A 25,982-nucleotide genomic window follows, 5' to 3' on the forward strand; every position below is an offset into this window, starting at 1 on the left:
CTTAATTTTTATTGTTTTTCATTTATTAACAAAATGCAGGTCTTTTAATATCCAGCAGGGGCATGCTTTCCCTTTAAGACAAAATTGACTTTGCATATGGGATTTTTGATATATCCCATATATCAATTCCGATACAACAAGTAAATTTTTTTTGTAAAATAAAAATATTATGTTATAACCCACTGGCTAAGCAAAAAAGCAGAAAGGAAAATAATAATAAATGACTGATGACGGAATAAAGAAGGTCCGCACCACTACATGGTCAGGGGGACCTGGGTGCCACGGCGGATGCGGTGTTATAGCCCACATTAAGGATAATAAGCTTGTAAAGATAGAAGGTGACCCGGATCACCCCATGAACAGAGGCAGGCTCTGCTCCAGGTGTCTGGCCATGACACAGATTGTGCATCACTCTGAGAGGCTGACAAAGCCCCTTAAACGCATTGGCGAGAGAGGTGAAAACAAATGGCAGGAGATCTCCTGGGATGAGGCATTTGATTACATTGAAGAAAAGATGAATAAGATCAAGGCGGAATACGGCCCTGAAAGCATGACCTTTTCAATGGGCACAGGCCGCGATGTTGGGGCCTGGATATGTATGCTTGCCTATGCTTTCGGCAGCCCGAATGTCTCATTTGCCATGAGCGGAAATGGCTGTTATTCACCCAGGATTGCAGCCACAGAAATAGTTATAGGTGACTACTGCATATTTGATGGCGGTCAGTGGTTCCCAAAGGGCCATGACGACCCGGGCTATACGGTCCCTGAATGCATAGTCATATGGGGTTATAATATTCCGGCTTCATGCCCGGACAATATCTTTGGCCACTGGGTAACAGACCTGATGAAAAAGGGTTCCAAGGTTATCACAATAGACCCGCGCCTGAGTTTTTTTGCATCCAGGTCAGATAAATGGCTCCCGCTCAGACCAGGTACAGACGGCGCCCTTGCAATGGGCTTTCTGAATATTGTCATAAAGGAAGGGCTTTATGACAGAGACTTTGTAAAAAAATGGACAAACGCACCACACCTGATCAGACAAGACACAGGTAAGTTATTAAGGGAGATAGATATTGACCCGAAAGGCGATACCAAAAACTTTGTGGTATGGGATAAAGCCTCATGTAAAACTGTGATATGGGATTCAGGATGCGCTGGCTATAAAGCTGAGGTAGGTGAAGCAGCTCTTGAGGGTGAGTTTGATATAACCCTTGCCTCCGGTGCAGAAATAAAGACAACAACCGTCTGGACAAAGTTCTGCGCAAGGGCAGCGGAATACCCGGTTGAAAAGGTGGCTCAAATCACCTGGCTCAAAGAGAAGGACATAATAGAGGCGGCACACCTGTATGCGAAGAGCAAACCCGCATCCATCCAGTGGGGCCTTGCAATTGATTCCACACCTGCCGTAACACCCACAGCCACAGCCATTGCCTCATTATGGAGCATTATGGGGAACCTGGATATTCCGGGTGGAAACCCGATTGCGCGATATGCCTATAATGCAGTGGCCTATGCTTTGCCCGGCGCTAAAGGGGTAATCAGGCTGGAAGACAAAGAGATGGATAAAAAGCGGATAGGTTATAATGACTATGGCCCGTTCAGGGAATTCATCTGGAGAACCCAGACCGATAAGATGTTTGAGCAGATATTTACTGAAAAGCCCTACCCTGTTAAAGGTATGTGGCTCCAGTGCTGCAACCTTATAGGCGGCACAGGGTATGATCCTAAAAAATGGATAGAGGCCCTTAAAAAGCTGGATTTTGTGGCTGTTACCGATATCTTCATGACACCCACATGCCAGATGGCTGATATTGTGCTGCCTGCAACATCATTTCTTGAAAAGGACAGCATCAGAAGCTGGTGGGTGCCTTTGCAGACCATTAATAAGGCAATGACAGTAGATGAATGCAGGTCGCTTATTGAGATAAATTTTGAGATGGCAAAGAGGTTTGATCCTAACTTCAGATGGAAAACCATTCATGACCTGTTTGACGAGATACTTGCGCCGTCAGGTATGACATTTAAGGAGTTACAGAAAAAGGGGTGGTCAATACCCCCTGATGGAAACCCCAGCGCGCCATATCATCGACATGAAAGGGGCCTGTTAAGGCAGGATAAAAATCCCGGGTTCCAGACCCATTCAGGCAAGGTTGAACTCTATTCAACCCTGAGGGAGGAGTGGGGCCTTGACCCCATACCCTGCTATGAAGAACCCCCATTTACACCCATAAGCAGGCCTGACCTGGCTGAAAAATATCCACTTATCCTATCAACTGGTAGAAGATCACCGGTCTTTTTCCTATCGGAACACAGGAACATACCATGGTTAAGGGAGGCTGATCCTGATCCTGTTGTGGAAATCCACCCGGATACTGCAAAATCCCTTGGTATTGAAAACGGTGAATGGGTATGGGTGGAAAACTGGATGGGCAAATGCAAGCTCAAGGCAAAGGTCACACCTATTGTACCAAGGTGGATGGTAATGGCTGCACACGGCTGGTGGTTTCCTGAAAAGGAGGGTGCAGAACCTTCGCTTTATGGGATGTGGGATTCCAATATCAACCAGTTAATGCCCATGGGGGCAAACGGAAAAGATGGCCTTGGTACAATCACAAAGCATCTTTTATGTAAAGTTTACAAGGTGAATGGAGAGGCATAGATAATGGCAAAAAAACCGGAATACGGACTACTGATAGATTATGAATACTGCACAGGGTGTTTTGCATGTCAGGTAGCATGCGCTCAGGAATATAAATGGCCGGCAGGCATGGGTGGCATCAGGGTTATTGAGATTGTGGAAAATCTCCCCAATGACAAACACTATTTAAAATTCATGCCCATACCGACAGAGTTGTGCATCCTCTGCGCAGGGAGAACAAAGAAGGGGGAAAAGCCTGCATGCGTTCATCACTGTATGGCAGCATGCATGAAGTATGGAAAGATAGAGGAACTGGCAAAAGAGATTAACAAGCCCAGAATGGTATTGTGGGCGCCAAGGGGGTAAAAAGACAGCTATCAGCGATCAGCGGTCAGCATTCAGCAAACTCGTTATAAACAATTTGATTCTATAACATCAGGTTTTAGAATCAAATTTATCAAGTTCTGCTATAGCGGTCAATGGCAGTCATTGCCTCAATCGCTTTTTCTATGTGTTCATCCGTATTAAACGGTCCCAGACTGAATCTTACTGTCCCCCTTGGAAATGTCCCGATACCCTCATGAACAAGGGGCGCGCAATGAAGCCCTGTACGGACCGCAATGTTATAATCCGCATCAAGGATAGAACCAGCATCACCGGGGTCCATCCCCTTAATATTGACTGAGATAAGGGCAACATGGTTTTCATTATTTGCTGCACAGTAGCACTCCACAGTTTCAAGGTTTGACAGGCCATCCCTTAACTTTATGAAGAGCTCCATCTCTTTTTTGTGAATTGCCTCCATGCCTCTTTGTTCAATATATTTCAGACCTTCTGACAGACCAATAATACCGATCAGGTTTATTGTGCCTGCCTCAAGCCTTTGCGGGTATGTCTCATTATGGATAGGGCTTTCAGAGTCTACCCCTGTGCCGCCAAAACGGGTGGGTTCAATGATAAGATCAGGGGATACAGCAAGACCGCCAGTGCCTGTTGGCCCAAGCAGGGATTTATGCCCTGTAAATGCAACAGCGCTGATATTCCAATCCTGCATATTGATTGGTATTACCCCAGCGCTCTGTGCAGCATCAATTACAAAAGGTACACCTCTCTTTGCACAGATTTCACTGATCTCTTTAATTGGCTGGATAGTCCCAAGCACATTAGATACATGGTTAATGAGTACAAGCCTGGTATTCTCTCTTATTGCCTTTGAGATATCATCCAGATCAATAAAACCCTTGGGATCAAAGCCGACCAGATCATATGTAATAATGCCGTTTTTCTTCAGGTGATACAGGGGTCTTAATACAGAGTTATGTTCAAGCCTGGTTGATACTACATGATCGCCCGTTTTTAACATTCCCTGTAAAACAATATTGATTGCATCTGTGGCGTTTGATGTAAAGATTACCCTTTTTGGATCAGGCGTATTAAACAGGCGGCCAAGCCTTGTCCTTACATCGTAAACAATATCATCTGCCTCAAAGGCAAGGTCATAGCTGCCCCTGCCCGGAGAGACCCCTTTTTTTTTGTATAATTCTATCATGCGATCCAGTGCACCCACTGGTTTCGGAAAGGTGGTGGCCGCATTATCAAGATAAACAATATCAGGATTCATTTTAGTAACCGGCGCATGACTTGGGGTTGGGTAAACCTGCAAAGCGGCGGGCGCCTCGTTTTATGCCTCCGGGAAAGAGCCCCTCCATCTCCATAAAACTCATCCCCGTTGCGGCCTTTATATCACGATTCATTGGCGCCCTGCCGTTGTAAAAATAAAACTCTCTTAAAAACAGTATAATCTTCCACTGTACTTCAGTAAAACTATCCACTCCGTTTTCAGCCCCAAGTATCCCGGCTATCTCTTCTGTCCAGTCTTCAGGATGCCATATAAAACCCTCATTATCAAAGAGTATCTTTTTTCCGGCAATCTCCCTGTATACCCTGGAGAGATCGCCGGTTAGCGGTTTTGATCCTTCAAACTGGACCATTTTTCTTATTTACCTGCCAGGGCCTTTTTTACCTTATCCGGTGTTGCCGGAAGATGGGTTATCCAGACCCCGCATGCGTCATGAATGGCATTGATCACAGCCGGGGCTGTTGATACCATTGTCATTTCTCCAACACCAATTGAACCTAAAGCGCCCTTTTTACGGGGTGTTTCAAGTGGGGGTATTATCTCCATCTCAAATGATGTCTTAAATGTCGGGAACTTGAAGGTTACCCAGTCCTTTGTCTCACCATGGATATACTCTTCCCTTAAAGCATAGCCTACACCCTGATCCATACCGCCCTCAAGCTGTCCTTCCAGGTTGATTGGATGGATAACCGGGCCAGGGTCAACAGATGTGGTCATCCTGATTACCTTCACTTCACCTGTCTCTGTATTGACCTCAACCTCTGCCATCTGGATATTGTGAACCTGTGTCTCATATGAGGCGCCCTGCCCTGTCTTGGGATCAAGTTCTGCAACACGGGTGGTCTTTTTACCAACATACCTGGTGGCCTTTCCCGCCTTCTTCAGACCTTCATATGTTTTGGTTTTAGCCTCTTTCATGGCGGTAAGCATCTCATTAATACCATTGATCATGGCTCCGCCAACCATGTAGGTGATACGGCTGCTTGCAGCAGGGCCTGTTTCAGAGGTATTTTCAGTTGTCCTTGTTACAAGCCTTACCTTATTGAGTGGCAGATCAAGAAGATGGGCTGCAAGCTGTGTAAACATGGAGTCGTTTCCTTCCCCGGGGTCAGCAGCGGCAGTGTATATTGTTACGCCGTTATCCTCGTTCATCTCAACTACTGCAATGGCGTTGTCACTGGGCATACCGATACCAAAGGAATGGGCGCCAAGACCAACCCCGCGCCTGATCTTACCTGTCTTTGACTTTGCAGCCTCCTTCTTTGCCCTTTCATAGTGGGGTCTGATCATCTCACAGACCTGCGGGAATGTTGAGTCATCAATGAGCACCACGCCTGTTGAAAGGCTGTCACCCGGTTTGAGTGAGTTTTTGATCCTGAACTCAAGCGGGTCCATGCCTATCTTTTCCGCCAGCATATCCATGGCGCATTCAAGGGCAAAATTTACCTGGGGTGGCCCTGCGCCGCGCGCTGCCCCGCCTGCCGCATCGTTTGTGTAAACGAGTTTTGCCATTGCTTCAATATTGGGGATATTGTATGCCCCCGAAAACATTTCTATAGAGCGCCCGACAACAATTATGCCCAGTAGCATATATGCGCCGTTATTAATTATGAAGTCATTTGCATATGCGGTGAGGTGGCCATCTTTATCAGCGGCAAGCTTTACCTTCATTTCAAATGGATGACGTTTGTTGCTCAGTAGCATGGATTCATGAATGCTCGGGATATACCTTACAGGCCTCTTGAAATGCAATGCAGCAGCGCCTGATATGCCTTCAGTGGTGATGGATGCCTTGATCCCGAACTGACCGCCTGAATATGGCTCCTCATACCTCATGTTTTCATACCCCAGCCCCTCCTGGAGGGCCGCCATATGGGTATGGATCATGATGCTTCTGCCTGAAACAACAAGGATCGGGTCTTCATCCCCCTCAAGCCATGCTACAGTTGTTTCCGGCTCAAGAGGTGCCTGATGATTCATCTGGGTTGAAAAATCACATTCAACCACTGCTTTCGCCTCTTTAAATGCCTTTGCTGCATCGCCCCTTATCTGTGGTTGCTGATAAACAAGGTTAGGAAATTCATCATGCACCCTCACATCATCCCTTGCCATTGCCTCCTTAACGGTCTTAAGCACAGGCAGTTTCTCATATACAACCTTTACTGCATCGGCTGCAGCGAGTGCCTGTTTCAGGGTCTCAGCCGCAACTATCACGATCGGGTCACCAAGGGTCCTGACCTTTTTATCACAGAGGATCGGCTGGTCATTAAATATAAATCTCAATCTGTTGGTGCCCTTTATGTCTTTTGCGGTCATTGTGCCGATAACCCCTGGCATCTTATCCGCAACAGAAGTATCAATGGATATTATCTTTGCGTGTTCTTCAATGCTTCTTACAACAGCAAGCTCAAGCGCCCCTTCAGGATAGATGTCTGCGCCAAACTGTGCCACACCGCATGCCTTTATCATTGCTGATGGGCGCGGGTGAGATACACCCAGTTTGGGGCCATCAGGGTCGGGACGAACCTGATCAGGCGTAAGCTCACCTTTAAGAAATTTGGCAGAGAGTTTTACCGCATCAAATATCTTCCTGTACCCTGTACAGCGACAGAGGTTTCTTGCAAGGGCCTTTTTTATATCATCATCAGTCGGGTCAGGGTTCTGATCAAGCAATACCTTTGTTGCCATGATCATTCCCGGTGTACAAAAACCGCATTGAATGGCGCCTGAAAGTACAAATGCCTCCTGGATAAGATGGGGATTGTCCGGGGTGCCCAGCCCTTCAATGGTAATTACATCAGCGTCCTGAAGATTGGCGACCTTTGTTATACAGGATTTCACAGCCTTTTTGTTGACTATTACCGTGCAGGCGCCGCACTGCACCTTCCTGTCACACGACTGCTTCGTACCGGTAAGATGCATGTCTTCACGAAGCAGATCAAGCAGCGTCTTATCAGGTTCAACAACAAACTGATACGGCCTCCCATTGATTTTTAATGATACTTTTTGCATTAATTATCCTCCTTTTCGGTTAAAAAGATTTGCATATAGCTATCTAATAATCATAGATATTTCCCGATAACCAACTTCTTACTCTTATCCATTATAACTTCAGATCATTCCGGCGTATTTCATGAGCCAGGATATTAATAGCCTTTTCGTATGATCTAATAACCAATGTCTCTGGAGAATTTTTGAGTACCTGTCTCGATATGGGGCATGTTGTGTTATGGAGAAAGTCAGTTAATATATCCCCTGCCATGTCATTCAGATATTCGACTGTTCTATAGCATCGGATCATTATCTCCTCTTCCTTTTCCCCAGATAGGTCCAGTGCTTTTATGCCCTTCTTCTTAAACTCTTCCATTTTCGCCTCGTTTTAAATCCAATTAATAAAGCCATATATCAGTTTTAATACTTCCATATATCAGTTTCGATATATCAAATCAAAATAAATATGTTTTTTTAAAAACCTGTAATAATTTGATGAAAATCAGGGACAGAGATGATACACATATGAGAAATTGTCTTTAATCGAGGTTAACTCTTGGATAACAGTGAAAAAAATCAATCAGCAAGAAAAAAAATCACCCGTGAAGAGATGGATGAGATAGTGTCAAAGGCACGCCGTGCTCAGGAAGACAAGATGAAGGGGTACCGTGAGAAATCATTATCTATCCATCCCTGGGTGTGCGCCCGCTGCGGAATGGAATTTACCCAGAAAAATCTTCATCTTTTGACAGTGCACCATAGAGATCATGATCATGATAATAATCCGCCTGATGGAAGCAACTGGGAAAACCTGTGCGTATACTGTCATGATAATGAACACAGGAGATACACTGATCACCTTCAGGGTGAAATGCCTGATTCAGGGGCAGTAAAATCCGAAACTGTTACACATAAGCCCTTTGCAGCCCTTGCAGATCTGCTTAAAAAAAAATAATAAGATAAAAGCTGTGCAGGAGATAATGTGACTAATATAATTAACAACACTCATAGTGTCTGTCCGGTATGTCTAAAAAGAATCCCTGCAATAATAACAAAACATGGCAATGATTATTTCATGGAGAAATCCTGTGAGGATCATGGAGATTTTTCAGTTGTAATCTGGCGGGGAGACGACATTCCGCTTACGAAATGGGGAAATTACAAGCCCCCGGAACATGAAAATAATCCTTCTGATTGTCCTGGATCATGCGGACTCTGTTCAGGGCATCTGCAAAAGACCTGCTGCGCACTGGTGGAGATCACTGATCGATGCAATCTAAACTGCCCCATATGTTTTGCTCAAAGCGGTGGTTTCTCCCATGACCCTGCTATTTCAGATATTTCGGATCAGTTTAAAGAGCTTGTAAAAAATGGGAACACCTTTGTGCAGATTTCCGGTGGTGAACCGACTGTGAGGGATGATCTGCCGGATATTGTAGCAGCAGCAAGAGATGCAGGGTGTGAAAACATACAACTGAATTCAAACGGGATCAGGCTTGGCCAGGATAAGGGATTTACTAAGGCCCTTGCTAAGGCAGGCATTTCCTTTGTTTTTATGCAGTTTGACGGCACAGAAGAGGCCATTTATGAAAGGCTCAGGGGGAGGCCGCTTTTAGCCGAGAAACAAGCGGCAATTGAGGCATGTTCCAATGAACTGATCGGCGTAACCCTTGTCCCTACACTGGTGCCAGGCATTAATGATCATAACATAGGAGAGATACTGAAATTTGGGTTTAACCATTCCCCTGCGGTGAGAGGGGTTCATTTTCAGCCTGTTAGTTATTTCGGTCGTTACCCCCTTCCTCCTGAAGATAAAGACAGGATCACCCTCCCTGAGGTTTTACACCTGATAGAGAAGCAGACAGAGGGAGTAGTAAATATCACGGATTTTCTTCCATCAGCATGCGATCATCCGAGATGCGGTTTTCATGGTGATTTTGTGGTTTTACCCGAAGGGCTGATGAAGCTTACGAAAAGGAGCAACAGTAATGCATGCTGCCCTTCTGACGGGACAGAGCATCTTAAAAACAGGAATTTTGTCTCCAGAAGGTGGAAACGCACTGCCGCACAAAACATCGTGGACGAAAACGGGAACAATGGGAAAAGCGACTTTGATCTTTTTCTCAAACAGGTTGAGACCCATGGTTTTACTATTACTGCGATGGCATTTCAGGATGCCTATACCCTTGATATTGAGCGGTTACGCAGATGCAGCCTTCATGTTTATAAAGATGGTAAGACCATTCCCTTTTGTGCTAGGTACCTGACAAAAGGATAAAGCTATGGCTAAAGAGAATCATTCAAATGAAATCACCGCTCCTGAAGCTGATAATCAATGTTGTCCTACAGAAACAGGCAGCATTATAGGCATATATAAATCAGGCTGCCTTGTTTGCGGTGCGCCCCTTATCTATTACTGGAAAAATAAAGAAAGCAGATGCTGTTTTTGTGGAGAAATTTTACAGGCTAATGCCGGGTGCCCTGTTGGTCATTTTGTATGCGATAAATGCCACAGCGCAGATGTAATAGAGATCATTAAAAATGTCTGCCTGCAGAGCCGGGAGAGTAACATGGTAAAGCTTATGCAGGCCATACGATCGCACCCCCTGTTCAAGATGCACGGACCGGAACACCATTCCATGGTACCGGCTGTTATACTCACCGCCCTTAAAAACAGAGGGGAACAGATTACAGATGATGATATAGTGACGGCAATTGAGAGAGGGAAGACGGTCTGCGGCGGGGCATGTGCAATTTTAGGCGCATGCGGCGCTGCAATTGGTGCAGGCATTGCAATATCAATAGTACTGAAAGCGAGCCCCAATGATGGAGGAAAAAGACAGGCTGTTCAGCAGGCCACACAGAGGGTGCTTGCAAGAATAGCATCATTTAAGGCTCCGCGTTGCTGCCAGAGAGACTCATGGCTGGCATTGAAGGAGGCTTCAGCTATCATAAATGAAATAACCGGAAAATCTTTACCGGTATATTCTTTTAAATGTGAACAGTTACAGGAAAACAGGGAATGCATCCATGAGCATTGTCCGCTGTGGCCCGGTATTCGTGACTCCCTTAAAGGCGGGAATCCAGAATTTTACGTTTAAGTGTACCGGTTGTAAAATAATCGACATCACCTTCTTCAACATATAAAATCAGGCCCTCTTCCTTGAACAGAGAGGGTAGCTCCATTTTTATCCTGCGAATCAGAGCCTCCGGATCAGAAGGGCCGCTTGCCGGTTTAACAATAATTCGCAGACAGTCACGTCCATTCACAGTTTGAAGCTCTGCGCCATATGTCAGTATTGATGGTTCTTTGCACAATATTTCATCGAGCTGGGTAATAGAGAGGATGTTCCCGTCTGCGAGCATTAGAGGTTCTGCGAACCTGCCTGTGATGCGATCCAGACGCCTGAGTAGTGTGCCGCAGGGACACTTATCAACTAGAAACCTTGCTCTGTCTCCTGTCCTGTATCTTATAAGCGGCATGCCCTGCCGCGTTAGCGTGGAAAACACCACCTCACCATATTCGCCCTCCTGTACCTGAAAAGCGCTTACAGGGTCTATTACCTCAAATAGGAGATCTGACTCACGCAGGTGATACCCCTCACCTGCATCACACGCCACACCTCCGCCAAGGCCCATTTCAGTCATACCATAATGCTCGTATAGGGTTGCTCCCCAGGCCTTTTTAATCACACTGGCAGCAGAGAGAGGGACATAGTCCGCGCTAAGCAGGACGCTTTTAAGTGATATCCTGTAGTTACTGTTTTCACTCATACGGGCAATGGATAGAATCTGGGCGGGTATCCCTACCATGCAGGTGATTTTCTCCTTAACGATCATGTCCAGTGCGTGTGTGTTATCTTTTATTGGGCCGTATACGATGCTTTTACAACCAAAACGGGCAAGGCCGCGTTTAAGCAGGTCGCCAACACTGCCTTCAGTCCCCCCAGGCATAAAGATCATGACAATATCGTGTTCATCGGTCATCGTCATCATGCCGTGATGAAAAAAATCCATGGTGACCTCCTGATCCTCATTTGTAAAAAAAACCCGTTTAGGCATCCCGGTTGTGCCTGATGTCCCCAATGTAACGATGCGTCCTACTTCCCTGGGAGACACACACAAAAAACCTTCTGGGTCTGATGCAATATCATCAGGTGTTGTCAATGGCAGACGGGTGATATCCGCCATATCACGGATATCAGAGGGATTAATTTCTGCCAGATGCTTCCTATAAAAGCGGCTGTTCTTTTTTACATTAGTAAGGGTTTCACGTAATTTTTCAAGCTGGTATTCATGCAGCCTTTTCAGATCAAGTCGTCCGGGGATATTGATTTTATTCGCTATCCATTTATCTAAAGGGGTCATATTCATAGGTAGCAGATTATCTCTCCACTTTCCTGGCAATAATCAGGCGATAACAGTGATCAGAGATCTTGAATCCCCCTGCAAACCTGTTACAGATGAACCAGCTAGCATCACAGGCACCACCAAATTTCTCAGAGAGCTCTGCTGCATAGGTGATAAGCGCAGGGGTATGATCCTCGCTTACATCTATATTAAACCCTGCCTCAGCGAGCCTTGATTCAAGCCATGTGAAAAGGGGCAAAGAGGAATTTTGTGCCTCTTGCCTTGAAAAGATGTCAGATATAATAAGTTTTCCCTTGCTACTGAGCGCGCTATAACATTCATCAACCAATCTTTCGCTAAAGCCCATCACCGATAGCGAACACTCAAATAAAGCGGCATCAAGGCTCTGCGACTCAAAAGGTAGCTTTTTCCCATCCCGATGAATGAGGTTAAGGCCAGGGTTTTTGCTGAGTCCGATACAGATGAGCGGCCCGGAGATATCGAGCCCGGTCATTAAGAGTCCGTATTTCCAGGTAAGATAGGCCGCTGTGGTCCCTGCGCCGCAGCCTATATCAGCCACCTTCATCCCTTTATGAAGCCCGGCCAGCCTTATGGCCCTGTCAGTCAGCCTTAGCCCGCCGGGATGCATTGAGTGATCATTCAGAAGAGAGAATTCTTCGGATTCGTAGATATTATTCATTTCCGTTTGGTGTGTGGACTGTCGGATTTTTATTTTCATACTGCTATTCTTCCGGAACAAAAGGGATGACCTTCTCTATTTAGTCTTTGATTAAAATGCCTTTCGCTGAAGGCTGATCGCTGACTGCTGACCGCTTTCATCTAAAAACACGGGTTTTTGGGTGAACTCTATTTATCTTCCAGTTGCGCCTCCACCTCTGCCATGCGGCCTTCTGCCAATTCCTTTGGAATAAGGCCGTTTCCGCATTTGGGGCACCGCATGATTTCATGGGAGAATGTGTGTCCAAGGTATGAAAACAGCATCTTCTTCAATACGAGCTCTTTATCACATTTTGCGCATTTCCAGGTTCTGTTCGCATCCAAGGCATTAACCCTCCCTGTTGAATTTCATTCTGTGGATATAGGCGCTCCGGATCTCATACTCGCCCGTTTTAAGCTCTTTATACTGGACCCAGTAAGTGAGTACAGATTTAACCATACTGCACTGGATCACACCATCATCACTGAGAAACCTCTCGCCCGTTTGCTTGGCCAGCCATATGGCCTCCTTCAGGTCGTCTTCAATAATGAGTTTCCTGTCAAGCTCATCCTGCAACTCCACGCTGATAATGAGTCTGATGCTGTCCCATTCATGTTTCTCCGGGATGAAATCATCTCCAGTTAATCTTTTCATGAGTTTCTTTTTTACCTCCAGGGCATTTTCCTTTTGTGACTTAAGGGTGGGCAAACATTTTTTCAGATCAATGTCATATACCATGTCAAGTATATGGGCACACTCCTTGCCTTTCTGCCGGAACACCTCCCTGCAATTGGCGCAGTATACAATATAGGGTTTATCGCTGGCATCGTTGCGGTGTTTTGTGATCTCCTCATACAGACCGGGATTGGCAAGGCGCATATGACCGCCATAGCCGCAGCATCTGTTCGGATTATCAAGCTCTTCAATCGCTACACCGGCCCGTCCGGCCAGGATACGTACGCCTTCCTGCATGGTCTTATCGTCGCGGGCTGTACATGGGTCAAACATGGCCGCTGACTCAAAAAGCCTGGCCGGGACAATAGAATCATCCTTTGCCATCAGTGTATAGAGACTTTCCTGTTTTATTTCCGGCATGAGCAGTCTGAAAATATTCTCACAGTAGGCGCAGGCAAATATTAATGTGGGTCTCTCCATGCTGTTCCAGATAGAGCGGATGCGTTCAATGTTGTCCGCAAGACGTTTTTTATCTCCAGCCCAGTAAGCCGGTGCCCCGCAACAGCCGACCATAATCCCGGCATTGAACTTTTCCTGCAGATAGTTGTAGGGCTTGAGGACATGGTCAGGTTCTGCCGCTCCAAGCTGACACCCCGGAAAAAAGAGATATTCACAGCTCTCCTCCTTTTTAGAAGGCGAAACAAAAAAGGCTTCCGAGGTGTGAAAATCAAACTGGCCTATCCAGAAATCATGAAAAGCCGGTATATTTTTATTGGTACGTAACCGGTCTTCCCTGGAAAATTGCATCAATGCGCCAACATCCACACCAACCGGACATACGCTTTTACATTTACCACAGATGTTGCAGGAATAGGTCTCACGGGTAAGAGAGCGCTTGGAAAGCGATGAGCCAGATTGAGAGTCAGTATATACCTCAACGCCAAGTTTGGGAGGCATCTTCCTGAACCACTTGATCATCTCGCAGTTTTCCCAGCATATCCTGCAGTCGCATAGAAAGCATCTGGAGGCCTCTGCCTTGGCCTCACCCTCGGTATATCCCTCAGGAGAGGTCATCGTAACAAGCGCCTTATTTTCTTCCCCACTATGGTTCAGAAAGTGTACGCGGTTTTTTGTAACCCGATCTGAATCGGGTAGGGCCGCCTTACCTGTTTCAAAATATCCCTCCATGATCCTGGCAAGGAGCGAGCCCTGTGCGATGGATTCCATGAGAGGAACCCCGCAGAGAGCGCCGCCCATAAATACCCCTGTGCGGGAGGTAGTCATAAGATCAGAATCATGGCTATCCATAAGACCGAATGTTGCCCCGTTTTTACCAGTGGCAACATATATGGCATCAAAGCCTGTAAGAGTATCTAAAGAGCCGATCTCCCGGTTGAATTCAAAGAGAGCATCAGTAGCTGAGAACTGCAGGGTAATGTCATCATCGAACAACTTAAAATCAGGGTGGGACCGCAAAGCGCCACCCCAGCCTGTCTCTTTTTCAAAGATTGTAACATGAAATTTTTTCTGTGCGAGATTCAGTGCACACGACAGGCCCGCAGGCCCCCCACCTATAATGGCTATATGCTGTTTTTTTGGTGGTATTACAAAATTTTCCGGCCTTCGGGTTAAGGCATACCGTGTACAGGCGTATTCAAGGTCTCGCACTGCCAGAGGTTCGTCTCCGATGGATGGTCGCTGGCAGTTATTCCTGCATGGCTGAGGGCATAGCCTGCTTACGATCACAGGAAAAAGAACTGTGTCCCGGAACGTTTTATATGCCGGAATCCACCTCCCCTTTTTCACCCTTTCCATAAAAAAACGGATGTCAAGGCCGAACGGGCAGGCGTATGAGCAGGAGGCTGGCTCACCGCTAAAACAATCATTGACAAATACTCTTGATTCTTCAAGCTTCATGTGTACTAATCATCCTAAAGGGTTAAGCAAGGTGCTGCTTCAGATACTCCAGCGCAGATAATGTTTCGTAATCCCCGCAGGGATTACGAAACGGTTGGTTTATAAAGGTTAAACCCCGGTGCTTAGATGGGATTGGCCTTGATATTTTCAAGCTCTTCCTCAAAGTCAGTGCCAAGGTAATACTTTGGTGGTGTGAGATCCTCACCGCGATGTTTTGCCTCTAATCCGGCTTTGACTTTGTCAGGCGTTGCAGGCAGTGAATAAATGCGAACCCCGCAGGCGTTGTTGATACCGTTGATGACCGCCATATGACCGGAAGACTGGTAGCACTCAGAGCAACCGCCTGAACCGTGTGGTCCAGCCTTACGGGGAGTCTCCTGGAAGATCAGGGTGATATCATCAGGAATCACATCGATTGTGGGGATACCACAGCCGGCCATATTGCCATGCCTGTTTTCTGCGTTGTAATCCTCACTTAATGCAAAACCGATGCTGTGAGACAACCCGCCATAGGCCTGCCCTTCAACAGAGAGCCTGTTACCTATTACGCCGATATCGGAAACACATGTGTACCTTAGCACCTTTGATTTTCCGGTTTTAATATCAACCTCTACCAGCGCAACATTTACACAGTACATATATCCCGGGTTTTTCTCACCCTCTCCGGTATTTGGATCAAGACCGGGTGGCAGTCCTATGTTAAATTGATCATAGTGCCCGATATATTTTGTTGGTATTTTTTCAGCAACCATCTCATCATATGTTCTGTAGGTGCCATCAGCCTTACGCATGGCGTCCATGAGCCTGGCAGCAGCATCAAGGGTGGCATTACCTGCCATATAGTGAGAACGGCTGGCAGCTGCCACGCCAGTATCCGGGCAGATCTTGCTGTCATTCATAACAAGTTTAATCTGATCAGGTTTAACCCCGAGCGGTGCAAGGGCCTTGACAGCGTGTGTAAGAGCCCCAATATCTGCACCCTGACCAACATCCTCCCAGGTGTTAAAGTGGGTGAAGGTTCCGTCAGCATTCATCTCAATAGCTACCTCGGCCTGATCAAAAGCGCCGATAGTGTATATGAAACCGCCCATACTGATACCGACCCCAACATGTCTTCCCTCTTTTTTGGCTGCTTCAGCCTCGGCCTTGTATTTATCATAATAGGGTTTTGCCTTATTAAGCAGTTCAGGATAGAGGTAATCATGGTATGGCCTGCTGTTGATGGTCAGGTCACCTGGTCTGGCCGCGTTTTTATAGCGGAACTCCCAGGGGTCCATTCCGATCTTTTCAGCGATCATGTCAATAAGGGCCTCTGTAGTAGTATATACCTGCGGGGCGCCAAAACCGCGGTATGCCGCACAGAAGGCGTGGTTTGTAGATGCTCCTCGTGCAAGGGCCTTGAAATTTGGAATATTGTATCCGTGGAAACCGACAGAAACAAGGTTGTTGAATATCTTATTGCCCATGGTTCCGTAAGCCCCGTGATCCAGACCTATATCATACTCTGCGGCTGTGATCCTGCCATCCTTGTCACAGGCTATCCGTGCGTTACTGAATGTGGCGGATCGCTTACCGGTCATATGGTTGAATTCCTCATAGCTCAATGTAAGTGTGCAGGGTATACGGAGGTGCTGGACAGCGGTTGCTACGATGGCAAAGGTGTTAGCGCTTACAGAATATCCAAAGGAACCGCCAACCGGATTCATAATGATCCGGAGCTCTTCTATAGGAATACCACATGCGTGTGATATACTTTCACGGTCCTCACCGATCCCCTGTGATTTACACTGGAGTGTCAACATACCGTCCAATCCGATGTACCCCTGAACAACATCCGGCTCTATGGGCAGATGGGGCTCGTGCTGTGAGTGGAAGCTTCCTTCCGCAACAAATTCTGCCTCCTCAAAGACCTCGACAGTATCTCTGCCTTTAAAAACCGGCTGTTCCAGATAAAAATTGGGCAGGCCCTCATGCAACTGAATGGCATTGGGCATAACCGCCTCCGGGAATGTCATATATGCGGGCAGCACTTCAAGGTTCTGTTTAACCTTCTTTGCAGCCTCACGTGCATGCTCTTCTGTGTCAGCGGCAACGAGGGCCACACAGTCGCCGCGTTTATTTATCTTTTTATCGGCAATTACCGGGAAGGGGGCAATCCCGCGGCCCAGGACGCGCGGAAGAAGCGGAGGGGCATCAAGGTTGTTTGAGCCCAGGACATCCTTGGCTGTAAAAATCCTGATGACACCGGGCATCTTTTCAGCCTCTTCCGTATCGATATTGATAATCTTGGCATGTGCAACCTGAGAGATAACAACGGCCAGATGCGCAGTACCTTCAGGCATTTTATGTTTTATGTCATCGCCGTAATTGGTTAGTCCGCACACCTTGGCAAGCGCTGTTGGTCGCGGGCGATATGAACCGTATATCTCCTTTTCGCCATCAAAGTCATAGGTGATATCATTCATTGTGGCCTCGCCGCGCATAACTTTGGCAGCAGCCATAACTGAATCAACAAGAGGTTTGTACCCTGTGCAGCGGCAGACATTCTTGTGTACCCTGAACCATTCACGGACCTCTTCCCGGGTAGGATTCGGGTTTTCTTTAAGGAGCCCATAGGATGAAACAATAAAACCGGGCGTACAGAAACCGCACTGGACACCGCCATAAGTAATCCACGCCTGCTGAAGCGGGTGCAGGTTCTGAGGGGTGCCTATGCCCTCTATTGTTGTGATCTCGCTGTAGTCAGGGACGTTTTTCATCTTTTTTGTGCAGGAACGGATGACATCACCGTTGAATAAAATGGAACAGGCGCCACACACGCCGGTGCCACATCCGATTTTTACCCCTGTCAGCCCCATTCTCCTCAGGACAACAGCCAGATTGTCTTTATTCGGGTCGCATATAACAGACCTGGGAACACCATTGATATTTAAGTGTATACATGTCACCATAAATCAGATCCTTTCAATCCCATATGATCTCACTGAAAAGCGACTCGGGTTATGGGCCATTCATTCTCCCTTTCATTGTGCAATCATATGTATTTAAATGTGTTAATAAATAACCTTTTCAAAAGAATACCCATTTTAATGAAGGGACTATAATGGATTTATACCCCTATTTTTATACCCTTCCTTTTTTACCCTGTTTTTCATCCATTAGATAAAATGCATATATCGATTTTGATATTTCTATATATCAGGTTCGTCATATCAAATCAAAAAATATTTGCTTATATTTAAATTAAATAAGGGAACTCATTCATTTGGAGTGATTGATTGAAATAGCCCTTACGGTTAATAGACTATTTTTTGTCTGCGATCATTGCTATGCATTTGGTTATATATTATTTAAAAATAACATGACTCACTTTATTAGGAGAAAATAAACGCAGATGGAAATATTCTTTACATATGACATCAATATGCATATAATACGGATCATTTATTGAGATGCAAAAAGATATGTGGCCGCTTGCTGGTGAAACCTCTGCTTTAATAAGAAAAAAAGGGTAACAATTCCTCTCTCAGACATAATAACAGGCGTAATTGCAGATAGAAAAAAATATTAAATTTTTACCACTGACTGCCATTTTGAAAAGATTCCTGGCGTAATTCTTTATAACCCTGAATAATGAATTATATCAAAAATACAAATAATCATAATTATCTCCCATAAAGGTTTTTATCTTGCTGAATATATTTATTGATGCTGATGCCTGCCCTGTAAAGCAGGAGGTTTTTCGTGTAGCAGAGAGGTTTAAACTCGGTGTTACCCTCGTGTCAAACATGCATATGCGGATCCCGGAAAACCCCCGCATAAAACTTGTTATTGTTGAGAGCGGGCCTGATGAGGCTGACAACTGGATAGCGGAAAAGGCGGGAGAGGGTGACATAGTGATAACCGCAGATATTCCCCTGGCAGGTCGAAGCCTCAAAAAAGGGGCAAGCGTAATAAGCCCGTCCGGCAGACTGTTTACAGAAGATAATATCGGGCAGATTCTTGCCACCAGAAACCTCATGGCTGATCTAAGGGACCTTGGAGAGATTACCGGGGGGCCTGCGCCCTTTAAAAAAAAAGATAGATCCAATTTTTTGCAGCAGCTTGATGAACTGATACATTCAATTCTTCGCAGGTTTCCAGGACGATAATTATCTTTCTATTCCTGACAATAGTGTGCTATACAGCTTCGCTGATTTTTAAAACTTTATAAAAAAATACAGGGGCGAATAATTATTTACCGCCGCTGTTTAATTAGAGGGAAAAAAGGTATGACTAAAAAAGAACAGAACAAAGATATACGCAACATAGCAATAATCGCCCATGTTGACCATGGTAAAACCACCCTTGTGGATGCCATGTTCAGGCAGAGCGGCCTTTTCAGGGAGGGTCAGGAGGTGGAAACACGCCTCATGGACAATATGGAGCTTGAAAAGGAGCGAGGCATTACAATAGCTGCAAAGAACTGCTCTGTAGTTTGGAAGGGTACAAAGATAAACATAATAGACACACCCGGCCATGCCGATTTTGGGGGCGAGGTTGAGAGGGCGCTTGCAATGGCTGATGGTGCCCTGCTCCTGGTTGATTCATCTGAAGGCCCACTTCCCCAGACCAGGTTTGTCTTGAAAAAAACCTTTGAGGCAGGGCTAAAGGTTATTGTTGTTATAAACAAGATAGACAGGCAGGATACCAGGCCCCAGGAGGTGCTTAATGAGATATATGATCTATTTATTGAGCTTGGCGCCAATGATGAGCAGATAGAGTTTCCCCTGCTTTATGCAATAGGCAGAGATGGTATGGCAAAGAAAAAACTCACTGACAGGTCAAACAACCTTGAGGTACTCTTTGAGACGATTATAAAACACACCCCGCCTCCATCATATGACCCTAAAGAGCCTTTCCAGATGCTGGTTGCTGACCTTGGCTATTCAGCCTATATGGGAAGGCTTGCCATAGGCAGGGTGATAAACGGCAATGTTAATTTCAATGACAGCCTTGTGTGCTTGGGAGAGGATGATGCTGAGACACCTCTCAAGGTGACCAAGATCCAGGTGTATGAAGGTGTAACACTCAAAGAGGTAAAGCAGGCAGGCCCAGGCGATATTGTAGTGCTCTCCGGTATAGAGGATGTCAAGATCGGTGATACCATATGCAACAAAGAGTTCCCAAAGGCATTAAAAAGGATAACCATAGAGGAGCCTACTGTATCCATGCGCTTTACCATTAACACCTCCCCCCTTGCAGGAAAGGAGGGTAAATATGTGCAGTCAAGCAAGATCAAGGAGAGGCTTTTTAAAGAGACCCTGAGGAACGTTGCTATTAAGGTGGATGAATCCGAAGAGAGAGACAGTTTTAATGTAAAGGGGCGTGGTGAATTCCAGCTTGCTATACTGATCGAAACCATGCGCAGAGAGGGATACGAATTCTGCGTGGGTAGACCAGAGGTCATCCTTAAGGAAAAGGATGGCAGAAAACAGGAGCCGATTGAACATCTCTACATTGATGCTGATGAGGCCTTCATGGGAATCATTACAGAAAAACTCTCCCAGAGAAAAGCCAAGATGTTAAACCTGACAAACAGTGGCACAGGCAGGGTAAGAATGGAATTTACAGTACCGTCGCGCGGGCTTATAGGGTTCAGGGATGAATTTCTTACTGCCACCAGGGGAACGGGTATTATGAATTCATACCTTGAAGGGTTTGATGACTACAGGGGAGACTTCCCATCAAGGTTCAGCGGCTCAATAATTTCCGACCGTCAGGGTGAGTCGGTTGCTTATGCACTCTTTAACCTGGAGCCAAGAGGGAGGCTCTTTATTGTACCAGGTGAACAGGTGTATGAGGGCATGGTAATAGGTGAGCACAACAGGGATAATGATATAAATGTTAACCCCTGCAAGGAAAAAAAGCTCTCCAACATGCGCGCCGCAGGAAAGGATGACAATATACTCCTTTCACCCGCTAGGCCACTTACCCTTGAAAGCGCTATTGTATTTATCAGGGATGATGAGATGGTGGAGATTACCCCAAAATCAATTCGCTTAAGGAAAGAAGAACTCTCATCCCAGAAACGGCACATGGCCCAGTCAAAGAAGTTCAAGGAAAGAGAGGGACTTTAACGCATAGAGCAAAGCGAAAAATATTACCGGCTCGTTTTTTTACGCTATGCGCCATGCTCCATGCGCTATGCGTCTTTTTAGCGCACAACGCACTCTTTAACCCACGGTGCTGCTATAGATTTAAACTCTGTCAGTTCGGAATCTGAAAATTCTGGTGATATATCCTTGAAATACTCCGGGTGCAGTATCTCTGCCCTGTGGAAATTCTGCAGGGCATAGAGTTTTGCATCTTTAATTACCTTGACTATATTACTGATAACACCCTTATCCACAATGCCCCTCACGCAGGTGGTGCGGAACTCATAGTCAGGGGCTTTCTCCATTATGGTCTCTATGCTGGTAAGTATATCTTCAGGGTTACATCCCTTTGCAATAAGCGGATTATATCTTGTGGGGTCAGTCTTGATATCCATTGCAATGTAATCCACAAGCCCTCGCTCAATCAGAACATCAATATCTTTTGGCCTGCTCCCGTTTGTATCTAGCTTTATGGAGTAACCCAACCCTTTTACTGCCTCGCAGAGCTTGACAAGTTTTTTGGACAGCGTCGGTTCACCTCCGGAAATTACAACTCCATCGAGAAATCCTCTTCTGCTTTTAAGAAATTCATAAAGGCCATCACCCTTAAAAGAGGCGGGACATTCCTCACTACACCTTACAAGGGATGGATTATGGCAGTATGGGCAGTCAAAATTACACCCTGACATAAATATTACACAGCTCAACTTGCCAGGGTAATCTATTAAAGAATTTTTCTGTATGCCCCCTATATTCATCCTGCCATTCCTATGCTGCCTTAAACATCTTTCGCATGCTGAACTCCTGCTGCTTGCCATCATTCCATTGTTTCACAGGCCTTAAGTAGCCTACAACCCTTGAATAGACCTCAGTCTCACAACCGCACACACTGCATTTTTCCTGGTTCCCTGCAAGGTAGCCGTGAGACGGGCATATACTGAATGTGGGTGAAAGGGTGAGGTAGGGGAGTCTGAAACCCGTAACCACCTTTTTAACAAGACTCTTAACAGACTCAATCTCACTTATGTTTTCGCCAAGAAATATATGCATGACCGTTCCGCCGGTATATTTGGTCTGAAGCTCATCCTGAAGCGTGAGCGTTTCATATATGTCATCAGAATAGTTTACAGGGAGCTGTGTAGAGTTAGTATAGAAGGGCTCGCCCCCATGTTTGAATGAATCCTCGTTGGCGCAAATAATCTCGGGATATTTTGCCTTGTCCTTTTTTGCAAGCCTGTATGTGGTACCCTCGGCTGGTGTCGCCTCAAGGTTGTATATGTCACCGGTCTTCTCCTGAATGGCAGCAAGGGTGTGGCGCAAAAAATCCATTACCTTAAGCGAAAATCTCCTGCCCTCTTCACTTGCTATGTCATGGCCCATAAAGTTGAGGCATGCCTCATTCATGCCTATAATACCAATGGTGGAAAAGTGATTTTTCCAGTATCTGCCTGAGCCTTCCTTTATTTCACGCAAATAGAAGCGGGAGTAAGGGTAAAGGTTGTTCTCTGTAAACCTCTCAAGGATTTTTCTCTTTATATCGAGGCTTTTTGAGGCAAGACTTACCAGTTTCTCAAGCCTTTCAAAAAAGTCTGCCTCATCCTTTGCCAGATAGCCTATTCGCGGCAGGTTAATAGTTACAACACCAATGGAGCCTGTTAAAGGGTTTGCCCCGAACAGCCCTCCACCCCTTTTCATAAGCTCACGGTTATCAAGCCTGAGCCGACAGCACATGGACCTAGCATCCTCCGGGGACATGTCGGAGTTTACGAAATTTGAAAAATAGGGAATGCCGTATTTCCCTGTCATCTGCCATATGCTTGTAATGTTGGGGTTATCCCAGTCAAAGTCAGCCGTTATATTATAGGTGGGGATAGGAAACGTAAATACCCTACCCTTTGCATCCCCGGCCATCATCACCTCTGCAAAGGCCCTGTTAAGCATATCCATTTCAGCCTGAAACTCAGAATATTTCTGTTCGCATTCTACACCACCGACAATAACGTAGTTCTCCTTAAGCATGGATGGAACAGAGAGATCCATTGTAATGTTGGTAAATGGGGTCTGGAAACCTACACGTGTTGGGATATTTATGTTAAAAACAAACTCCTGGATGGCCTGTTTTACCTCTTTGTAGCCAAGGTTGTCATACCTTATAAAGGGTGCAAGCAGGGTATCAAAATTGGACAGGGCCTGCGCGCCAGCTGCCTCACCCTGAAGCGTATAGAAAAAGTTCACAATCTGACCAAGGGCCGATCTCAAATGTTTGGGCGGACCGCTCTCTACCTTTCCCTCTACACCCTTAAAGCCGTTAACAAGAAGGTCTTTAAGATCCCACCCCACACAGTATACTGAAAGCAGGCTCAGGTCATGTATATGCATATCACCATCCTTGTGTGCATCCCTGATCTCACGGGGGTATATGCTGTTGAGCCAGTATTCAGATGTTACATCTGATGATATATAGTTGTTAAGCCCCTGAAGAGAGAATGACATGTTGCTGTTCTCTTTTATCTTCCAGTCCAGCTTCTGGATGTAATGATCAACCAGGTCAATGTTACTCTTGGTGGTGATAGCCCTTATCTGGGCATGCTGCTCCCTGTAGAGTATGTATGCCTTTGCGCTTTTATAAAAGGGGGTGTCAAGGAGCACCCTTTCAACTATATCCTGCACCTCCTCAACATCAACTTCTTCACCCAGCCTCATCTGATGTGCAAGGGTCAGCACATGGAGAGTGAGTTTTTTTGCCTCTTTATCGCCAAATTCACTCGTTGCCTTTCCTGCCTTGGCAATTGCTGATGTAATCTTTGATGAGTCAAATTCTACAACCCTTCCATCCCTTTTTTTAATCTTTTCAAGCATGAAAAATACCCCCAGAAAACAAAATACCTCTACAGAGTCCTAATAATTTTCAAATAAATATTCCGGAAAACCGGGTTTGTGCAACTTCATCTGGCCCTCCCCAATAAAAAAAAATACAACCAGAAAAATTTATAAATTCCGTAGAAAGATTGATCATTACTATTTGTGAGTACCTAGGAAAATAAACAATATATTGTGGCATGTCAAGCAGAAAAACCAATATATTGTTATTTACCGGTTTAATGCAGGTATTATTTACCTTTTTATCCGCATAGTCAATAAGATTGAAATGAGAGGCTGCATCTCTTTATTTTTTTGGTGGGTCATGGACCATGTGGTACTAGAAGTCCTATTCTCCCAGTGAAGAGACAGGTTTGAAACCTGTCTCTACTGTGGATGGCGAACCTAACCAAGCGTCATTACCCCGCTCCGATCGGGAACCCAGATTTTAAATTTCCTTAGAACGCTTGCCAATCCAAAAACCTTATGGTATTGATTACAAAACCTTGTCTCACAGAGTATTTTCAGCTTTCTGCTTGAAACGCTGAAAGCCTTAATTCACGGAAGTGGAAAGCTCACTGGTGGGGCTCCCGGACTTCAAATCCGGTGTACCGGGCTAAAACCTCGGTAGGTGGGTTCGATTCCCATGCACTTCCGCCACTGATAATTACCGCTTATTCAATAGGGATACGAAGGACCTGACCAGGATAGATCAGGTCAGGATTCGTCAGCATTGGTTTATTAGCCTCAAAAATCACTGTATATTTCATCGGATTTCCATAAAATTCCTTTGCAATTTTTGACAGAGTATCACCCTTGGCAACTGTGTAGTATTTGGTTTCAGGCTCTGGCTTTTGTTCAGGTGCTGCTTTGCTTGTATCAACCTGAATTCGATCATCCACCTTTGAAACCCCGTTTACATTGCCGACAGCAAGTGCAATCTTCTCCCTGTCCGGCTGGCTTTTTGTTGTCCCGTAGACAGTAGCGACCTCATCATCAAATTCAATTTTGAGATTTTCAATAGCTACTCCGGTCTTTTGAACATGCCTTTCCAGTGCCTTTGCCAGAGCATTTTCTGCAATTTTTTCCCGCTCCTGTAATACTGCTTTGGTTTCAACACCCATAACCTTGGCACCCGCGTTTTTTACAAAATCAATTAATCCCATAGCTAATCTCCTTTTAAAATTTTTTTTGCGTAATCCGGCATTTCACAGCCGTTTATCAGATCGTATGACACCCACTGTTATTTTTTAAACAGTTTTGATGCCATGCCCAGGACATCATCAAGCATTGAACCGTCATTATCTCTGTCAAGAAACTCCCCCAGCATGCCCATCAATCCGCCCTGTGATTGACCGTCTGAACCGAGTGAATTTATGGCAGAACCGGAACTCTGTTTACCCAATGCCCCCATTGCCATAGCCGCAACGACCGGCAACATTTTTTTCAGGACATCCTGTCCTATCCCTGTTTTAGCCGAAGCTGCCCCAGCAACCTGCCTGCTGACATCCTTGCTGCCCAGAATATGGCCCAGGATACCGTTACCATCTGTTACTGTGTTCTCGTCACTCAGGGTATCAAGATTATCTATATACTGAGTGTGTTTACCTGATGAGAGGGCCTTCATAATACTGTCAATACCGTTTGGTTTTGAGGCATTATGCGCCAGTCCCTGACCAATCGCTGGCAGAAGATTGGATATAGCTGATGCAGCCTGATTCTCATCCAGCCCAAAATTCCTGGCCATTTGTTTTACAGCCCCTCCATTACCTGCATTTAAAAGCATGTTTAATAGATCCATAGCCCCTCCTTGTTAAGATGTTTTGGATTAGGAAGCATGAGATGTTAACTTTACTTGTTGAAAGGATATCTTATCGTAATATAAAGTGTCAATGAACAATATCAACAGGGTAGAATAGGGTAGGATATGGTATACCTTCAAGTGTATGAAGATATCCACAATTCACACCTTTAATCTTTATGCATCCCACCGGTTTATTCACACCAGCATTGTGGCATGTGATTTGCATTTATATATGCAGTTTTAACAGCTTAAAA

The 25,982-nt window shown here is 45.6% G+C and carries 20 protein-coding genes and 1 tRNA gene; 8 read left to right on the forward strand and 13 right to left on the reverse strand.

The features are described 5' to 3' along the window. Positions 1–220: 220 nt before the first annotated feature. Entirely contained in the window at positions 221–2,659 is a 2,439-nt protein-coding gene (locus tag GX654_15225) for a molybdopterin-dependent oxidoreductase (protein ID NLD38213.1), read from the forward strand. Positions 2,660–2,662: 3 nt separating this feature from the next. After that, positions 2,663–3,004 carry an oxidoreductase gene (locus GX654_15230; protein ID NLD38214.1) on the forward strand — a complete coding sequence of 114 codons (342 nt, stop codon included), beginning with the start codon at positions 2,663–2,665 and terminating at the stop codon, positions 3,002–3,004. Between the two features lie 91 nt (positions 3,005–3,095). On the opposite strand, the gene GX654_15235 is transcribed toward GX654_15230, so the two are convergent. From GX654_15235 to GX654_15250, 4 genes are all read right to left on the reverse strand, one after another. Then, entirely contained in the window at positions 3,096–4,259 is a 1,164-nt protein-coding gene (locus GX654_15235; protein ID NLD38215.1) for an aminotransferase class V-fold PLP-dependent enzyme, read from the reverse strand. Position 4,260: 1 nt separating this feature from the next. Then, positions 4,261–4,629: a TusE/DsrC/DsvC family sulfur relay protein gene (locus GX654_15240; protein NLD38216.1), complete on the reverse strand. Its 369-nt coding sequence runs from the start codon at positions 4,627–4,629 to the stop codon at positions 4,261–4,263. A gap of 5 nt (positions 4,630–4,634) precedes the next feature. After that, on the reverse strand, positions 4,635–7,289 hold the full coding sequence (locus GX654_15245; protein NLD38217.1) for a molybdopterin-dependent oxidoreductase: 2,655 nt from the start codon (positions 7,287–7,289) through the stop codon (positions 4,635–4,637). A 91-nt stretch (positions 7,290–7,380) separates the two neighbouring features. After that, on the reverse strand, positions 7,381–7,644 hold the full coding sequence (locus GX654_15250) for a hypothetical protein (GenBank protein NLD38218.1): 264 nt from the start codon (positions 7,642–7,644) through the stop codon (positions 7,381–7,383). A gap of 234 nt (positions 7,645–7,878) precedes the next feature. Between GX654_15250 and GX654_15255 the strand changes: the two genes are divergently transcribed. The 3 genes from GX654_15255 (at position 7,879) to GX654_15265 (ending at position 10,369) form a co-directional block, all read left to right on the forward strand. Next, positions 7,879–8,223, forward strand: a complete 345-nt coding sequence (locus GX654_15255) for an HNH nuclease family protein (GenBank protein ID NLD38219.1) — start codon at positions 7,879–7,881, stop codon at positions 8,221–8,223. Positions 8,224–8,343: 120 nt separating this feature from the next. Beyond that, complete coding sequence (locus GX654_15260; protein NLD38220.1) at positions 8,344–9,546, forward strand: radical SAM protein; 1,203 nt, start codon at positions 8,344–8,346, stop codon at positions 9,544–9,546. A 4-nt stretch (positions 9,547–9,550) separates the two neighbouring features. Continuing rightward, positions 9,551–10,369, forward strand: a complete 819-nt coding sequence (locus GX654_15265; GenBank protein ID NLD38221.1) for a hypothetical protein — start codon at positions 9,551–9,553, stop codon at positions 10,367–10,369. Here GX654_15265 and GX654_15270 read toward each other — a convergent pair. The 5 genes from GX654_15270 to GX654_15290 form a co-directional block, all read right to left on the reverse strand. Further along, positions 10,338–11,642: a phenylacetate--CoA ligase family protein gene (locus GX654_15270; GenBank protein NLD38222.1), complete on the reverse strand. Its 1,305-nt coding sequence runs from the start codon at positions 11,640–11,642 to the stop codon at positions 10,338–10,340. The genes GX654_15265 and GX654_15270 overlap by 32 nt on opposite strands. A gap of 10 nt (positions 11,643–11,652) precedes the next feature. After that, a complete protein-coding gene (locus GX654_15275) occupies positions 11,653–12,357 on the reverse strand; it encodes a methyltransferase domain-containing protein (protein NLD38223.1) in 705 nt (234 codons plus the stop codon). Positions 12,358–12,485: 128 nt separating this feature from the next. Then, entirely contained in the window at positions 12,486–12,680 is a 195-nt protein-coding gene (locus GX654_15280; GenBank protein NLD38224.1) for a DNA-binding protein, read from the reverse strand. Positions 12,681–12,684: 4 nt separating this feature from the next. Continuing rightward, complete coding sequence (locus GX654_15285; protein NLD38225.1) at positions 12,685–14,928, reverse strand: FAD-dependent oxidoreductase; 2,244 nt, start codon at positions 14,926–14,928, stop codon at positions 12,685–12,687. A gap of 122 nt (positions 14,929–15,050) precedes the next feature. Beyond that, complete coding sequence (locus GX654_15290; protein ID NLD38226.1) at positions 15,051–17,879, reverse strand: molybdopterin-dependent oxidoreductase; 2,829 nt, start codon at positions 17,877–17,879, stop codon at positions 15,051–15,053. 741 nt (positions 17,880–18,620) lie between these two features. On the opposite strand from GX654_15290, the gene GX654_15295 reads away from it, so the two are divergent. Beyond that, positions 18,621–19,079, forward strand: coding sequence for a YaiI/YqxD family protein (locus GX654_15295; protein NLD38227.1), 459 nt, complete (start codon positions 18,621–18,623; stop codon positions 19,077–19,079). Between the two features lie 120 nt (positions 19,080–19,199). After that, positions 19,200–21,047, forward strand: a complete 1,848-nt coding sequence (gene typA, locus GX654_15300) for a translational GTPase TypA (GenBank protein NLD38228.1) — start codon at positions 19,200–19,202, stop codon at positions 21,045–21,047. A gap of 77 nt (positions 21,048–21,124) precedes the next feature. Here typA and GX654_15305 read toward each other — a convergent pair whose 3' ends face one another. After that, positions 21,125–21,823, reverse strand: coding sequence for an anaerobic ribonucleoside-triphosphate reductase activating protein (locus GX654_15305; GenBank protein ID NLD38229.1), 699 nt, complete (start codon positions 21,821–21,823; stop codon positions 21,125–21,127). Between the two features lie 10 nt (positions 21,824–21,833). Further along, entirely contained in the window at positions 21,834–23,924 is a 2,091-nt protein-coding gene (locus GX654_15310) for a ribonucleoside triphosphate reductase (GenBank protein NLD38230.1), read from the reverse strand. A gap of 562 nt (positions 23,925–24,486) precedes the next feature. On the opposite strand from GX654_15310, the gene GX654_15315 reads away from it, so the two are divergent. Next, positions 24,487–24,584: transfer RNA gene (locus tag GX654_15315), tRNA-Sec, on the forward strand. Between the two features lie 14 nt (positions 24,585–24,598). On the opposite strand, the gene lysM is transcribed toward GX654_15315, so the two are convergent. Together lysM and GX654_15325 are read right to left on the reverse strand one after the other, a co-directional pair. Next, on the reverse strand, positions 24,599–25,090 hold the full coding sequence (gene lysM / locus GX654_15320) for a peptidoglycan-binding protein LysM (GenBank protein NLD38231.1): 492 nt from the start codon (positions 25,088–25,090) through the stop codon (positions 24,599–24,601). Positions 25,091–25,167: 77 nt separating this feature from the next. Further along, positions 25,168–25,725, reverse strand: a complete 558-nt coding sequence (locus tag GX654_15325; protein NLD38232.1) for a DUF937 domain-containing protein — start codon at positions 25,723–25,725, stop codon at positions 25,168–25,170. Between the last annotated feature and the right edge of the window lie 257 nt (positions 25,726–25,982).

The sequence above is a fragment of the Desulfatiglans sp. genome (assembly GCA_012513605.1).
In the GTDB taxonomy this organism is placed as follows: Bacteria; Desulfobacterota; DSM-4660; order Desulfatiglandales; family HGW-15; genus JAAZBV01.

Bases quoted from the DNA above. Each gene is read 5' to 3' on its own strand.
- typA (NLD38228.1), top strand. From the start codon at position 19,200: ATGACTAAAAAAGAACAGAACAAAGATATACGCAACATAGCAATAATC.
- GX654_15325 (NLD38232.1), bottom strand. From the start codon at position 25,725: ATGGATCTATTAAACATGCTTTTAAATGCAGGTAATGGAGGGGCTGTA.
- GX654_15245 (NLD38217.1), bottom strand. From the start codon at position 7,289: ATGCAAAAAGTATCATTAAAAATCAATGGGAGGCCGTATCAGTTTGTT.
- GX654_15235 (NLD38215.1), bottom strand. From the start codon at position 4,259: ATGAATCCTGATATTGTTTATCTTGATAATGCGGCCACCACCTTTCCG.
- lysM (NLD38231.1), bottom strand. From the start codon at position 25,090: ATGGGATTAATTGATTTTGTAAAAAACGCGGGTGCCAAGGTTATGGGT.
- GX654_15225 (NLD38213.1), top strand. From the start codon at position 221: ATGACTGATGACGGAATAAAGAAGGTCCGCACCACTACATGGTCAGGG.
- GX654_15305 (NLD38229.1), bottom strand. From the start codon at position 21,823: ATGAATATAGGGGGCATACAGAAAAATTCTTTAATAGATTACCCTGGC.
- GX654_15265 (NLD38221.1), top strand. From the start codon at position 9,551: ATGGCTAAAGAGAATCATTCAAATGAAATCACCGCTCCTGAAGCTGAT.
- GX654_15260 (NLD38220.1), top strand. From the start codon at position 8,344: ATGGAGAAATCCTGTGAGGATCATGGAGATTTTTCAGTTGTAATCTGG.
- GX654_15255 (NLD38219.1), top strand. From the start codon at position 7,879: ATGGATGAGATAGTGTCAAAGGCACGCCGTGCTCAGGAAGACAAGATG.
- GX654_15310 (NLD38230.1), bottom strand. From the start codon at position 23,924: ATGCTTGAAAAGATTAAAAAAAGGGATGGAAGGGTTGTAGAATTTGAC.
- GX654_15230 (NLD38214.1), top strand. From the start codon at position 2,663: ATGGCAAAAAAACCGGAATACGGACTACTGATAGATTATGAATACTGC.
- GX654_15270 (NLD38222.1), bottom strand. From the start codon at position 11,642: ATGAATATGACCCCTTTAGATAAATGGATAGCGAATAAAATCAATATC.
- GX654_15285 (NLD38225.1), bottom strand. From the start codon at position 14,928: ATGAAGCTTGAAGAATCAAGAGTATTTGTCAATGATTGTTTTAGCGGT.
- GX654_15275 (NLD38223.1), bottom strand. From the start codon at position 12,357: ATGAAAATAAAAATCCGACAGTCCACACACCAAACGGAAATGAATAAT.
- GX654_15290 (NLD38226.1), bottom strand. From the start codon at position 17,879: ATGGTGACATGTATACACTTAAATATCAATGGTGTTCCCAGGTCTGTT.
- GX654_15250 (NLD38218.1), bottom strand. From the start codon at position 7,644: ATGGAAGAGTTTAAGAAGAAGGGCATAAAAGCACTGGACCTATCTGGG.
- GX654_15240 (NLD38216.1), bottom strand. From the start codon at position 4,629: ATGGTCCAGTTTGAAGGATCAAAACCGCTAACCGGCGATCTCTCCAGG.